We start from the raw sequence: 12709 nt of genomic DNA, 5'->3' as shown, positions 1-12709 counted from the left end.
TTAGGCTGAGTTAGTTTGATTCTTTTTCGGTGTAATGCAAATTGTCCAAGCGTCAATTTGCATTTCGGGATACTCCCTACGCAACACCTCGACGGCTGAACTCATGGTTGCTCCAGTCGTCACTACATCGTCAAACAATGCAATATGAGTTAAAGGTTGCGGTAAAGGCGAGTTTATTGCGAACGCACCTTGGGTGTTGAGTTGTCGTTGATGGGCAGTTAATTCGGTTTGTGCTGAGGTATTTTTGGTTCGCGATAGGGTATCGGTTAAACACAAAATATCCGCTTCTTTGGCTATTTCCAATGCGATAATAGCGGCTTGATTATACTTGCGTTGGGCTAATCTTGAACTGTGCAGCGGAATTGGGATAATGGCCTGTGGCAACTGTGTTTTTGTGGCAAGCGCGTGACTACAAAACAATTGTGCTAAACCCCTAGCGTGGATGCTTTTGCTATTAAATTTTAGTCGAGTGATCAACTGTGACAGTGGCCATTGGTATTCGGCAAGTGCCGTTAAACTGTCAAAATTTATTGCACTTAATCCCAGATATACGGCTACATTATTGAGCAAATTATTGTCGTATTTTTGATGATCAAAGTAGCTGATATCCCCCTCGCAGTAGCTGCAAATTAAATAACCACTAGATTGGTGGCACAAAAGGCAATGCTGGTTTAGTTCCAACCAAGTTGCGAGTTTTTTACTAAAATTACGGCCTTTGCTAATATTGATAGATGCAATTTGAAAAAAATCTAGTCCCATAACATACCTTATATAATGAGAATCCAATGAGTAATCCCTTATTTTTTGAAACACGAGGACAAGGTCCTAATTTGGTGCTTTTACATGGTTGGGGGCTCAATAGCGGTGTTTGGGAACCTATTAGTCATATTTTGGAACAGTCCTTTCGGATAACATTGTTGGATTTGCCAGGTTTTGGACGCAATGCTGATGTCTTGCCCGCACATTACGACCTAGATTCTATTAGCAGTATGGTTGCAGACTGTATTCCCGACAAGTCTAGTTTTCTAGGTTGGTCGCTTGGTGGGTTAGTTGCCCAACAACTTGCCATTAGTCATCCTGATAAGGTTGAAAGCTTGGTGTTAGTCGCAAGCTCTCCTAAGTTTTCGGAATCTGAAGACTGGCCAGGAATAAAAGCGAATGTTTTACAAGTATTTACTCAACAACTGGAAAAAGACTTCAGTAAAACTCTGGATCGTTTTATGGCAATTCAAGCCATCGGTAGCGAGTCTGCTAAACAAGACATTAAGTTAATCAAATCTCACATCCAGCATTACCCCATTCCAGACGATATCGCATTGAGGGCCGGACTGAATATTTTGGCTAATGCCGATTTGCGCTCGCAATTAAGTGCAATAAACTGCCCTACGTTTCGCTTGTATGGTCGCTTAGATAGTTTAGTTCCAGCAAAAGTGATCCCGTTAATCGAGAGTATTCAACCCTCTAATTTGTCGCATGTTTTTGCCCACGCTTCCCATGCCCCTTTCATTTCCCATTCAGAGGAATTTATGCAGATTTTATACAAGTGTTTAAACATCACTCCCTAAGTTTCCAATTTAATCTAAATAGGCTATAATTTGCACAGGTAATGGGGGTTATCTATGGCATTTGATGTAACAAATAATGTAAATTCAGCGATCATATCTGGAACGCTTGGGTTGAATCGTGCGCAGCAGGGCATTACAGAAGCCTCGATATCGATTGCGCAGAATAATAGTCAGGGTCAGACGACTCAAGATCTATTAGCCAATGCTGCAACCCAACAGTTAGGTCAGGTTAGTCAGCTACTACCTAGTGGCGGTGATTCTTTAACTGATAATTTACTTTCTTTGCAAATTAACAGTCGTAATGCGTTAGCATCTGGCAAAGTATTGGAAGTGGCTAATGATACTGTCGGTCGTATCATTGATGAGCTGGCTTAGGATATCGAGCTTTTAGCATGAATATTGTCACTCCCACCCCAACCGCCATATTATTTCCAACGAATAATGTCAGCACTGACGCTGCTCGTAGGGATAATCAACAGCGGGAAACGATCCCACAGACCAGCAATGCTGAAAATTCTGCAGCTGAGAGTGGCTTAGGCTCGGAGTCAGATCGTGTAAAAACCCCTAGTCAACAAGTTCAGGTGACCTATGAGCGACCTCAAGCTCAACAGAACAGTCAAACTCAAAGCGGTGCGACACAAGAAAATTTAGCAGATAAAGATAATGCTGAAGATCCTAGTGCTGGCAAAGAAGACGCGGAAAGTAAACAGCAGCAGCAACAACTAGCCGATCAGCAAGAAATTGAGGAATTAAAAGAGCGTGATGCCGAAGTTCGGTCACATGAACAAGCCCACGCTGCCGTAGGCGGACAGTACGCTGCGTCGCCCACTTATGAATATGAAAACGGGCCTGATGGTAATCAGTATGCTGTTAGTGGCGAAGTGTCTATCGACATTTCGGAGGAGGAAACTCCTGAAGAAACTATTCGTAAAATGCAGCAGGTAAGGGCTGCAGCTCTTGCGCCAGCAGATCCTTCATCACAAGATTTACGGGTTGCAAGTGAAGCCACTAAAATAGCAACAGAAGCGCGTTCTGATATCGCTAAGGAAAAAGCGGAAAGTGCTAAACAAGCTATTACTAATAATATCGAGCAACAATTTAGTGATTCGTATAGCTCATCTGTTGAAGAGTCAACGGAATCGCCCCTTACCGCCAATGTTCCCGATTTAGATGAAATTGTCGACGGGTTTGCTGCCGAGCCTCCGACTCGCTCGTTAGATCGAGGTGCGGATATTGCCAGTCTTGAGCAAAACCGCGAGCGCCTTGAAAATCGTGATGGCGGAATCTTACAGCGAGTATCCGTGATTGAAAATTTCTATCAAAAAGTATCTGAACCTCGCTCTTCACAATTACAACTCAGTGCCTAAAGTCCACTTGAAGTAAGTGGTTACTTTTATTTTCTCCCTTTAAATTTAGCAATCAACCTTATTGATTGTTAATGATTCACTATTAGCTGTTAGTCGGCTTTGGTGCCAACATCCTCACAAACAAGCATAACCTTGTCCGTGGGGATATTGACAACTTCCCAATGAGGATGGTCGTTTTTACTTCTGTTTTGCTTTTGCAAATGCATCTGCAAATGCATTCCCCATAGCCGCATTGCCTGGTGCAGATGGTTGCTTGCGGGTATTATCTCGACCTTGACTTTTAGCCGGACGAGGACTTTTATTGCTACTTCTGTTGTCAGTTCTCGATGAATTTTCTCTCGGTCTGTGAGGCTTAGCCGAGTTGTCATCTAATTTCATAGTAAACGCGATTCGTTTGCGCTGTTCATCCACTTCAATGACTTTAACTTTGACTATGTCACCTGCTTTTACGACTTCTCTGGGGTCAGAAATAAACTTATTGGTCATTGCAGAAATATGCACCAAACCGTCTTGATGAACTCCCACATCCACAAAGGCCCCAAAGTTGGCTACATTACTAACCACACCCTCTAGAATCATGCCTTCTTTCAAATCAGATATTTTTTCGACGCCTTCTTTGAAAGCCGCGGTTTTAAACTCTGGTCGAGGATCACGTCCAGGTTTTTCTAATTCCGCGATAATATCGGTTACAGTGGGTAAACCAAAGTTATCATTGGTATAGGTTTCAGGAGATAAGGTTTTTAAAATATCTTTATTGCCAATCAGATCGTTGACGGCACAGGCGGTTTTATCAACGATGTCATTAACCACAGGGTAAGCTTCTGGGTGGACTGCTGAGGCATCAAGGGGATTGCTACCATTCACGATGCGTAAGAAACCAGCAGCTTGTTCATAAGCCTTTGGACCTAACCTTTCTACTTTGAGTAAATCTTTGCGTTGGTTAAAGGCTCCATGCTGGTCGCGAAACATAACAATGTTTTGCGCTAGCGTGCGATTCAACCCTGATACATGGGATAGCAATGCAGGTGAGGCAGTATTTACATCCACACCCACCGCGTTCACACAATCTTCAATAACATGCTCTAGGGATTTGCCAAGGTTACTTTGGCTTACATCGTGCTGATATTGACCAACGCCAATGGCTTTAGGTTCGATTTTTACAAGCTCAGCAAGGGGATCTTGTAATCTGCGAGCGATGGACACTGCCCCGCGCAAAGATACGTCCATTCCTGGCAGCTCTTGAGAAGCTAGTTCTGATGCAGAATATACCGATGCACCTGCTTCACTGACGACAATTTTACGCAGGTTTAATTCAGGCGCAGATTTAATTAACTCTGCCACGAGTTTGTCTGTTTCTCTCGAGCCTGTGCCATTGCCAATGCTGATTAGTTGAACCTTGTGTTGCTTACACAAATTGGCTAATGTGCGCAGTGATTTGTCCCACTGATTTTGTGGTACGTGAGGGAAAATTGTGTTGGTCGCAACCACTTTACCGGTGGTGTCTACTACTGCTACTTTTACGCCAGTTCTTAAACCAGGGTCTAGTCCCATGGTAACTTTTGCTCCTGCAGGAGCGGCCATTAGCAAGTCATTTAAGTTGCGAGCAAATACGCCAATCGCTTCTTCTTCGGCTTGCTCTCTGATTGCTCCAAACAGTTCTGATTCCATATGCAGTTGGATTTTTACTTTCCAAGTCCACTGCACTACCGTGGTTAACCACGCATCAGCAGGTTGCCCACTAAATTGTAAATCTAGATGGTCGCGAATGATGCTCTCACAATAGGCACTACGATCGTTTTCTTCTCGTTGTGGATCGGCATCAAGGTTAACTTGAAGTAGTCCTTCATTGCGCCCACGAAACATGGCCAAGGCGCGGTGAGAGGGCACTTTATTGATTTTTTCACTGTGGGCGAAATAATCTGAATATTTGGCTGCTTCTTTTTCTTTACCGTTGACCACGGTACTTCTGATATGAGCATTTTGCTGCAAATAACGACGAACTTTTTGCAACAAGGCCGCATCTTCAGAGAAACGTTCCATTAAAATATATTTAGCGCCGTCTAGAGCAGCTTTTGCATCTGCAACACCTGCTTCTGGATTAACAAACTTTTCGCCTTCTTCCTGAGGATCTAATTGTTGATTTGCAAACAGCGTGTCTGCTAGTGGCTCAAGACCGGCCTCTATTGCGATTTGTCCTTTGGTGCGTCGTTTGGGCTTAAAGGGTAAATATAGATCTTCCAATTCGGTTTTATTCTCAGATGCCTGAATCTTATGACTCAACTCTGGGGTGAGTTTGCCCTGCTCATCAATGGATTTCAGAATCACTACTTTACGCTCCTGCATTTCACGTAAGTAGCCTAAGCGCTGTTCTAAAGTTCTTAATTGCGCATCATCTAAGCCAAAAGTGGCTTCTTTTCTGTAACGCGCGATAAATGGTACTGTGGCGCCGCCGTCTAATAGTTCAACAGCCGCATTAACTTGTTTCTGCTCGACGTTAAGCTCGCTAGCAATTTTTTCGATGATCATACAAGACCCTTGATAAGGCATATTTGCCTTGAAAAACTAAAAATGGGCTTCTAAGAGCCCAGAAATAAACAGCCGCAACTTTACCAGTGCGACAGATGATAAAAAACACCTAATAGCGGTTATTTTTCATATTCGATGCTTTTTATTAACCAATTGAACTCGCCAGCCTCGGTTCGTACGGTCGCTTCTTCATCAACTTCCTTTTTTAATAAGGCGCGAGCCATGGGAGAGTCGATGGAAATACAATCTTTACGGTCGAATATTTCATCATAGCCGACGATTTGCAGTTTTAAGGTTTTTTCGTCGTCGTTTTCTATTTCCACCCAAGCACCGAAAAACACTTTGCCTTCTTGCTGTGGGGAGTAGTCGACAACTTTTAAATTTTCGAGACTCTTGGTTAGATATCGAATGCGTCTGTCAATCTCACGCAGACGCTTCTTATTATACTGATAGTCTGCGTTTTCACTGCGGTCGCCTAAACTAGCGGCCCAAGTGACCTTTTTCGTTGTTTCGGGACGATCAACGCGCCAAAGGTGGTCGCGTTCATTCTGTAATTTTTGATATCCCTTGCGGGTTATTAACGGGGTTCTCAATCGAAAAACCTCTTTATTTGTTAAACACTGTTTTGTATTCAAAGACTTAGTTGTCGACGGCTATTTAGTAACCTAACTATAAATTATAACTGATGTTTTATTAGTCAAAAATGTTCCAAAAAAACGATTATATTTAGCAGCCAAAAACGACATTTTAGGCTAATATTAAAGATAGTTAAACGACGTCCTGAAGCTTAAAGTAGATAACTAAAATGTCGTTTTAACGTACGCTGTAGCTGACTTTCCTACCGAGCATGTTACAGGGTTTTATTATATAACGTAAATTAATCGAAGGTGACTTTTTAAAGGAGGCCTATCGGTAAAAACTGTCGGTGTTGAACACTTATCGTGTTGCACCTTCATTACAATTAGGTAGTACAATTTAAAATTTAAACCCGAATTAAATTTGGGCCTTAAGGTCGATTAGAAAGACCAATAAAAATCGTGGAATTAGGTTCAGCAAGGAAAATGCTGATAAAAAATAAAGCCGGGAGTCGTTTTGACTTCCGGCTTTTTATTGACTTACTTATTTAAAAAATAGCGATCTATTCAACAGCTTCTTTATTTAAGATGTCTAAAAGTTCAACTTCAAAAATTAGTGTTGAGTTTGGCGTGATTTTACCTGTAGCGCGTTCGCCGTAAGCAAGCTCTGACGGAATATAAAATTTATATTTCGAACCAACAGTCATTAATTGAACACCTTCAGTCCAACCTGCGATTACGCGATTGAGTGGGAAAGTCGCCGGCTCGCCTCGGCTGTATGAAGAATCGAATTCTGTGCCGTCTAACAGGGTACCGCGGTAATCAACTTTTACGGTGTCTTCAGCTGAAGGGCTTTCACCTTCTGAAGAAATTAAGACTTCGTATTGAAGTCCTGATTCTGTTTCAGTCACGTTTTCTTTTTTCGCATTCTCAGCTAGCCACTGCTTTCCTTTCTCGATATTTTTTTCTGCTAATGCCAGTTGACCTGCTTGCATAGCTTTATCAATATCAGCATTCAATTTTTGAATTTCACCTTGCTCCAATTGAGATTGTGCTTGCATAGCAGCAGCAAAGCCTTTCAAAATTAGTGCTCTGTCTAGTTCAACGCCCATACTTTCTTGGGTGGCCAAACGTTGTTCAACAAAACCGCCAACACTTGCGCCGAACGCATAAGCTTGCTCTTCTTCAGCAGATGTGAACTTCACTTCTTCAACTTTTAACGGATCGGCTTTTTGTTGACAAGCAGTTATGCCGAAAACAGATGCGACGACTAATGCAATAGCTGCCTTTTTCATTCAATTTCTCCAAAATTTCTAAAAAATCAATTTGCTTATTTATTTAAGCAAACATTCAAATGCGTCTTTTCATTGTTGGGACCTAGACTCAACAATCTCATATATATTTGCGGGGCAGTTTAAATCTATCTGTCTAAACATGCTAGCAACAAACTGTAAACGAGTAGGTGAATTTACTCGTTCACGGCTTGGTATTTAACTCACCAATCGTTCTCAAACGCGCATTTTAAGGTGACTTGGGTATATACTAAACGAACTGAACTAATACACAAATTTGAATAGACAGTATGTACAAAACAGCCGACCGAATGATTTTACAAAATCTACTTAGAAAAGCTTGCATCCCGCTAATCTTTATCCTTGCTGGATGCAGTGGTGCCATTAGTGAGCCCGATAAATCGGTGCGTCATGCCATCGAGGGAGCCTATGCAGCTGATATTTCTGTGGATAATAAAATTGCTGTAGTTTCCACCGCCCAACAGGGGGTTTTAGTTTGGGATTTAGTCGCGCAAACCGAAAAATTCAAATGGAGCCATGAAGGAGAAGGTCATGTTGTCAACACTGTTGGCATAGTGCACATAGCTGCCGATAGCAGCTATGTGGTAACTGCAGATAGAGATGCTTTTGCACTTTGGAACTTATCCTCAGGGGAACCTGAAGGGTTTTGGCGAATAGATGAAGCCAGTGTTCGCGATATAGCTGTAAGTAACAATGGGCGTGGTATTTTAGTTGGCCGTGGGAATGGCAAAGCAATGTTTTTTGAGCCCAGTACAGGGCGCCGACTGGAGTTTCTTGGTCATCAAGAGAAAATCAATAGTGTAGATATATCGCCCAATGGGTTCTATGCGCTCACCGGTGGCAATGACTATGTTGCTTACCTATGGGATACTCGTAGTGGTCAGGTTGTCCATCGGTTTACTCACTCCAGCCGTGTAACAAAAGTTGCGTTAGATGATGCTGGCCGCTATGCGTTTACTGCAGACAGTAAACGAGGCGCAAAAATATGGGACCTGCAAACTGGGCAAGAAATAAGTCAGTTATCTTTTATACAACGGCAAAAAATCTTTAGTGCCGCTACCTTTTCCGAAGATGGTAAATATTTAGCCACGGGTTCGCCGGGAAGATCGTTAAATCTCTGGTCAGTTTCTACGGGCAGTGAGATTCAAGAATGGCGTGTCACCCCCAAAGACGGCACGCAACCTCAAAGTGCGGTGGTTTATGCGGTGAGCTTCGAACAAAAAAATCAGTTATTATCTGAAAGTAGCAGCGGACTTGCCGAGTATTGGGCAATCGAATAGGAATATGAGTACAAATATGAGTACCGATTTACACAATGAAATAGCGCACCTGCAGACGCAGTTGGCGTTTCAAGAAGACACTATTGAACAACTAAACAGAGCATTGGCCGACCAACAGATTCAAATCGACAAAATGGCCTTCCAGCTTAAGCATATGACCGAGAGGATGAAACAGATTGAGCCTTCAAATATTGCAGATTCCACAGAAGAAGCTCCTCCACCCCACTATTAACATTGCCAACTCAAGGTTCGAGTATTCTTCGGTTGTTGAACGCTATTGACTCTAGTTTATTCAACAACCATGGAAAAAGATGACTTCCGCTAACCTGTTTTAGGGCTTAAACACGCCAATAACACTTTCATTTTGTCGTTTAGCGGAGTCAACGTGTTGCTCTGTTTGTGACTCAGTGTAATCACATTTTACACAGGCTAGCTTTTCAACATTATTCTCGAAAAACAGCATTATGGTATCTTGTGCTTTGCAGTTGGGGCATATGGCACCGGCCACGAAGCGCTTTTTAGTTTTGTTAGTCATTAATATTTACTACTTGATTAGGCTAATTAACTTTCATTGTTGCACAAACGCGCAATTTAAAGTGGTATAGGTATATAATACGCCAATTCAACTAATTTGATTAGTATTCTTCGTAAATGATCCAAATTTCAGAACTGATTTTATTGCGAGGCAGTAAAGTCCTCCTAGAACATGCTACCGCGACTATTTACCCTGGCCACAAAGTGGGACTTATTGGTTCAAATGGTTGTGGAAAGTCGAGTTTATTTGCTTTGCTGCGACAGGAGTTACAACCTGATGCAGGAGAGTGCCAAGTACCTAAAAACTGGCAAATTGTGTCAGTGGCTCAAGAAACCCCCGCATCAAATCGCAGCGCATTAGATTATGTGATTGATGGCGACGTGCTGTACCGCCAATTACAACAAAAGCTGGCAGAAGCTGAAGAAAGCCATGATGGTGAGAAAATCGCCTTAATTCATGGTCAATTAGAACAAGCTGGAGCCTACGATATTGATTCAAGAGCAGCGACTATTCTCGCAGGTCTGGGGTTCAGCCACCAACAAATTAAAAATCCAGTAACAGACTTTTCCGGTGGTTGGCGAATGCGTCTTAACCTAGCCCAGGCATTATTATGTCATTCTGATCTGTTGTTACTTGATGAACCGACTAACCACTTGGATTTGGATGCAGTTATCTGGTTAGAAAGATGGTTAACCCGGTATACAGGAACATTAATTCTTATATCCCATGACAAGTCCTTTTTGGATAACACTGTGACTGAAATACTCAGTGTCGAAAGTCAGAAGTTAATTGCCTATACAGGTAATTATGCCTCCTTTGAGCGCCAGCGTGCAGAACGTTTGCGTTTACAAGATTTGGAATATCAAAAGCAGCAGGCTAAAGTCGCTCACTTAGAATCATTTATAAATCGTTTTAAAGCCAAAGCGAGTAAAGCCAAGCAGGCGCAAAGCCGGATTAAGCAATTAGAAAAAATGGAAGATTTGCTGCCAGCCCATGCTCAATCGCAGTTTTCGTTTGAGTTTTTTACACCTCCTAAGCTACCGAATCCGTTGGTGAAAATGGAGCAGGTGCAAGTGGGCTATGACGACACTGTGATTATTGATAGTTTGCATTTAAATTTGGTGCCTGGCAGCCGCATTGGGTTATTAGGACGAAATGGTGCGGGTAAATCTACTTTGATAAAGTTGTTGGCAAATGAAAAGTCGCCCATGAGCGGTGAATACATGACGTCTGCTGGTTTGAGTATTGGTTATTTCGCCCAGCACCAACTAGAATTTTTACGCCCTCAAGACAGTGCTCTAGATCACCTTTATCGATTAGACAAGCAAGCTCCAGAACAGACTCTGCGTGACTTTTTAGGCGGTTTTGGTTTCCATGGAGATCAGGCGTTAGGCAAAGTTGAACCTATGTCGGGTGGCGAAAAAGCAAGGTTAGTATTAGCATTATTGGTTTATCAAAAACCAAACTTATTGTTATTAGATGAGCCTACTAACCACCTCGATCTTGAAATGCGTCATGCCCTAAATATCGCTTTGCAAAGTTTCGAAGGGGCAATGGTTTTAGTATCACATGATCGTTTTCTACTCACCTCTGTTTGCGATGATTTCTATTTAGTGGATAGCGGAAAAGTACAGTCTTTTGATGGCGATTTAGATGATTATCGAGATTGGTTATTAAAAGACGCTACTCAGAAAACGAATAACAAGAATAATGATTCTTTAACATCTAAACCCGTTGAAAGTAAAGTTGATCGAAAAAGTGTAAAGCGCTTAGAAGCTGAGTTTAGGCAAGCAACTCAAGGGCTACGCAAGACTATTCAGTCTGCGGAAAAGCAAATGAATCAATGCACCCTTGCTTTAGAAAAATTAGAATTAGCACTGACTGACGTTGATCTCTACCTTGAAGAAAATAAAGCTAAGTTAAAGCAGTTATTACTTGAACAAGCCAATATTAAGGGCGACTTAGAAGACGCAGAAATGCGCTGGATGGAGGCCCAAGAAGAGTTGGAATTAAAACAACAGGTATTTGATGAACAACAAATGGTTAGCTGAAGATTTTTGGCAGTTCTCCTTATTTCATTATGCCAATTCAGAAGTTAAACGATTAGCTCTGTGTTTGCAGAATGATTATTCTTTAAACGTCAACCTGTTGCTTCTTTGCGCTTTTTTAGATAGGCATAATCGACAACTCAGTGTGAAACAATTTATACGATTAACTAAGTTTATTGCGCAATCTGTAGAAGAGGTTGAGGGTATAAGAAAATTACGCATTGAAGCTAAAAACCCTCAACCAGCGTTGTATGCTCAACTTTTAGAGCAAGAATTGCAGGCTGAAAAAGCGCAACAAAAACAACTTATAGAATTTTGTAATAAAACACGTTTAACGAAACAGGCCAAATCTAATTTTGAGCACTATTTAAACTCACTTGAATACCAAAATAATGATGATTTAAAGTGTATTCTTAAGCAATTAGCCGAGTTCATTTGCAACAATCAAACTAATCCTGAAATATGAACCAAAAATATAAAACAGTCATTGACCTTAAACAAAATAGAATAAAGCAAAGCGACTTCAAAGCACCGTTTTGGGCTAGGAATCGTCATGTTCAGACGCTATGGCCTAGGTTTATTCAACGTCGACGTCCGCTAGCGTTACGAGTAGAAAAGTTACAGTTACCGGATAATGACGAAGTCAGTGTGGTTTGGGGACAGCCGGAAGCAACCCCCAGTAGTAAAGGTATTGCGGTGATCTTCCATGGCTTAGAAGGGTCAGTAAAATCCCACTATGCCAATGACTTAATGGCTGAATTGCAGTCTCAAGGTTGGCAAACTGTGTTAATGCATTTCCGGGGCTGTGGTGGTGAGCCGAATAAGACTTCTCGGGCTTATCACTCTGGGGAAACCGAAGATGCGAACTTTTTCATGGATTGGTTGAACAAACAATTTCCCGACTTACCTAAAGTGGCTATTGGCTTTTCACTAGGTGCTAATATGCTACTTAAACTGTTAGGAGAAACGCCAAAGCAATCATTTTTAAAGGCTGCCGTGGCAGTATCTACGCCGTTCAAGTTGGCTGAATGCGCTGAAAGTATTAATCAGGGTTTCTCTAAGGTTTATCAGAGTTATTTACTAAAAAGTATGGTGAAAACCCTGCGCGCCAAAATGCGCATTATAGATTACAAAGGGCTACTTTCTATTGATGACAAAAAGGCCGCCAAATTGACTAACTTTAAAGAGTTTGATCAAAATGTGACAGCGCCTTTACACGGCTTTGCCGATGCCGATGATTATTACCAAAAATGCAGTGCAATTAGTTTCCTTAAGCATATCGAAACGCCTACTTTAGTGCTCCACTCAATTGATGATCCGTTTATGAATGAAGCAGTGCTGCCTGAAGAACATGAACTTTCTGAAGCGGTACAATTGGAATTGAGTGAAACTGGTGGCCACGTCGGGTTTTTACAAGGAACTCCTTGGAATCCGAATATCTGGTTTCATAAACGTATTTCTGATTTTATTGCGCCTTTTGCAATCAACACAAGTGTATAA

The 12709-nt window shown here is 41.8% G+C and carries 13 protein-coding genes; 8 read left to right on the top strand and 5 right to left on the bottom strand.

Annotation, left to right across the window (positions count from 1 at the left end; translation table 11 throughout):
• The gene (locus tag ACYVIL_RS09740) at window positions 1–759 is read right to left on the bottom strand and encodes a ComF family protein (RefSeq protein WP_460312329.1); all 759 of its coding nucleotides are present in this window, start codon (window positions 757–759) and stop codon (window positions 1–3) included.
• 26 nt (window positions 760–785) lie between these two features.
• Here ACYVIL_RS09740 and bioH point away from each other — a divergent pair, with 26 nt between their 5' ends.
• Genes bioH through ACYVIL_RS09725 form a run of 3 tightly spaced genes read left to right on the top strand, consistent with a single transcriptional unit; the run spans window position 786 to window position 2932 of the window.
• The gene (gene bioH, locus ACYVIL_RS09735; protein ID WP_460312328.1) at window positions 786–1565 is read left to right on the top strand and encodes a pimeloyl-ACP methyl ester esterase BioH; all 780 of its coding nucleotides are present in this window, start codon (window positions 786–788) and stop codon (window positions 1563–1565) included.
• A gap of 54 nt (window positions 1566–1619) precedes the next feature.
• Window positions 1620–1940, top strand: coding sequence for a hypothetical protein (locus ACYVIL_RS09730; protein WP_303474730.1), 321 nt, complete (start codon window positions 1620–1622; stop codon window positions 1938–1940).
• 17 nt (window positions 1941–1957) lie between these two features.
• Entirely contained in the window at window positions 1958–2932 is a 975-nt protein-coding gene (locus ACYVIL_RS09725) for a putative metalloprotease CJM1_0395 family protein (protein WP_303474731.1), read from the top strand.
• A 177-nt stretch (window positions 2933–3109) separates the two neighbouring features.
• Here the strand turns inward: ACYVIL_RS09725 and ACYVIL_RS09720 are convergent, their stop codons facing one another.
• The 3 genes from ACYVIL_RS09720 to ACYVIL_RS09710 form a co-directional block, all read right to left on the bottom strand.
• On the bottom strand, window positions 3110–5458 hold the full coding sequence (locus tag ACYVIL_RS09720; protein ID WP_460312327.1) for a Tex family protein: 2349 nt from the start codon (window positions 5456–5458) through the stop codon (window positions 3110–3112).
• Window positions 5459–5577: 119 nt separating this feature from the next.
• Window positions 5578–6051 carry a transcription elongation factor GreB gene (gene greB, locus ACYVIL_RS09715; protein WP_303474733.1) on the bottom strand — a complete coding sequence of 158 codons (474 nt, stop codon included), beginning with the start codon at window positions 6049–6051 and terminating at the stop codon, window positions 5578–5580.
• A gap of 545 nt (window positions 6052–6596) precedes the next feature.
• The gene (locus tag ACYVIL_RS09710) at window positions 6597–7328 is read right to left on the bottom strand and encodes an FKBP-type peptidyl-prolyl cis-trans isomerase (RefSeq protein WP_303474734.1); all 732 of its coding nucleotides are present in this window, start codon (window positions 7326–7328) and stop codon (window positions 6597–6599) included.
• Between the two features lie 308 nt (window positions 7329–7636).
• On the opposite strand from ACYVIL_RS09710, the gene ACYVIL_RS09705 reads away from it, so the two are divergent.
• A complete protein-coding gene (locus ACYVIL_RS09705) occupies window positions 7637–8626 on the top strand; it encodes a WD40 repeat domain-containing protein (protein ID WP_460312402.1) in 990 nt (329 codons plus the stop codon).
• 16 nt (window positions 8627–8642) lie between these two features.
• A complete protein-coding gene (locus tag ACYVIL_RS09700) occupies window positions 8643–8858 on the top strand; it encodes a SlyX family protein (RefSeq protein ID WP_303474736.1) in 216 nt (71 codons plus the stop codon).
• A gap of 99 nt (window positions 8859–8957) precedes the next feature.
• On the opposite strand, the gene ACYVIL_RS09695 is transcribed toward ACYVIL_RS09700, so the two are convergent.
• The gene (locus ACYVIL_RS09695; protein ID WP_460312326.1) at window positions 8958–9161 is read right to left on the bottom strand and encodes a YheV family putative zinc ribbon protein; all 204 of its coding nucleotides are present in this window, start codon (window positions 9159–9161) and stop codon (window positions 8958–8960) included.
• 116 nt (window positions 9162–9277) lie between these two features.
• On the opposite strand from ACYVIL_RS09695, the gene ACYVIL_RS09690 reads away from it, so the two are divergent.
• The 3 genes from ACYVIL_RS09690 to ACYVIL_RS09680 are packed head-to-tail and all read left to right on the top strand — an operon-like array spanning window position 9278 to window position 12709.
• Window positions 9278–11212 (top strand): ATP-binding cassette domain-containing protein, encoded by a 1935-nt coding sequence (locus ACYVIL_RS09690; RefSeq protein WP_460312325.1) that lies wholly within the window; start codon window positions 9278–9280, stop codon window positions 11210–11212.
• Window positions 11190–11675, top strand: coding sequence for a TIGR02444 family protein (locus ACYVIL_RS09685; RefSeq protein ID WP_460312324.1), 486 nt, complete (start codon window positions 11190–11192; stop codon window positions 11673–11675). The genes ACYVIL_RS09690 and ACYVIL_RS09685 overlap by 23 nt, the downstream gene beginning before the upstream one ends.
• Window positions 11672–12709: a hydrolase gene (locus ACYVIL_RS09680; protein ID WP_460312323.1), complete on the top strand. Its 1038-nt coding sequence runs from the start codon at window positions 11672–11674 to the stop codon at window positions 12707–12709. The genes ACYVIL_RS09685 and ACYVIL_RS09680 overlap by 4 nt, the downstream gene beginning before the upstream one ends.

The sequence above is a fragment of the Aliiglaciecola aliphaticivorans genome, assembly GCF_054782055.1.
Note: the sequence above shows the minus strand (reverse complement) of the source record. Positions and strands in the feature narration are given on the sequence as shown.

Bases quoted from the DNA above. Each gene is read 5' to 3' on its own strand.
- ACYVIL_RS09730 (WP_303474730.1), top strand. From the start codon at position 1,620: ATGGCATTTGATGTAACAAATAATGTAAATTCAGCGATCATATCTGGA.
- ACYVIL_RS09690 (WP_460312325.1), top strand. From the start codon at position 9,278: ATGATCCAAATTTCAGAACTGATTTTATTGCGAGGCAGTAAAGTCCTC.
- ACYVIL_RS09740 (WP_460312329.1), bottom strand. From the start codon at position 759: ATGGGACTAGATTTTTTTCAAATTGCATCTATCAATATTAGCAAAGGC.
- ACYVIL_RS09710 (WP_303474734.1), bottom strand. From the start codon at position 7,328: ATGAAAAAGGCAGCTATTGCATTAGTCGTCGCATCTGTTTTCGGCATA.
- ACYVIL_RS09700 (WP_303474736.1), top strand. From the start codon at position 8,643: ATGAGTACCGATTTACACAATGAAATAGCGCACCTGCAGACGCAGTTG.
- ACYVIL_RS09720 (WP_460312327.1), bottom strand. From the start codon at position 5,458: ATGATCATCGAAAAAATTGCTAGCGAGCTTAACGTCGAGCAGAAACAA.
- ACYVIL_RS09695 (WP_460312326.1), bottom strand. From the start codon at position 9,161: ATGACTAACAAAACTAAAAAGCGCTTCGTGGCCGGTGCCATATGCCCC.
- ACYVIL_RS09685 (WP_460312324.1), top strand. From the start codon at position 11,190: ATGAACAACAAATGGTTAGCTGAAGATTTTTGGCAGTTCTCCTTATTT.
- bioH (WP_460312328.1), top strand. From the start codon at position 786: ATGAGTAATCCCTTATTTTTTGAAACACGAGGACAAGGTCCTAATTTG.
- ACYVIL_RS09680 (WP_460312323.1), top strand. From the start codon at position 11,672: ATGAACCAAAAATATAAAACAGTCATTGACCTTAAACAAAATAGAATA.
- ACYVIL_RS09705 (WP_460312402.1), top strand. From the start codon at position 7,637: ATGATTTTACAAAATCTACTTAGAAAAGCTTGCATCCCGCTAATCTTT.
- ACYVIL_RS09725 (WP_303474731.1), top strand. From the start codon at position 1,958: ATGAATATTGTCACTCCCACCCCAACCGCCATATTATTTCCAACGAAT.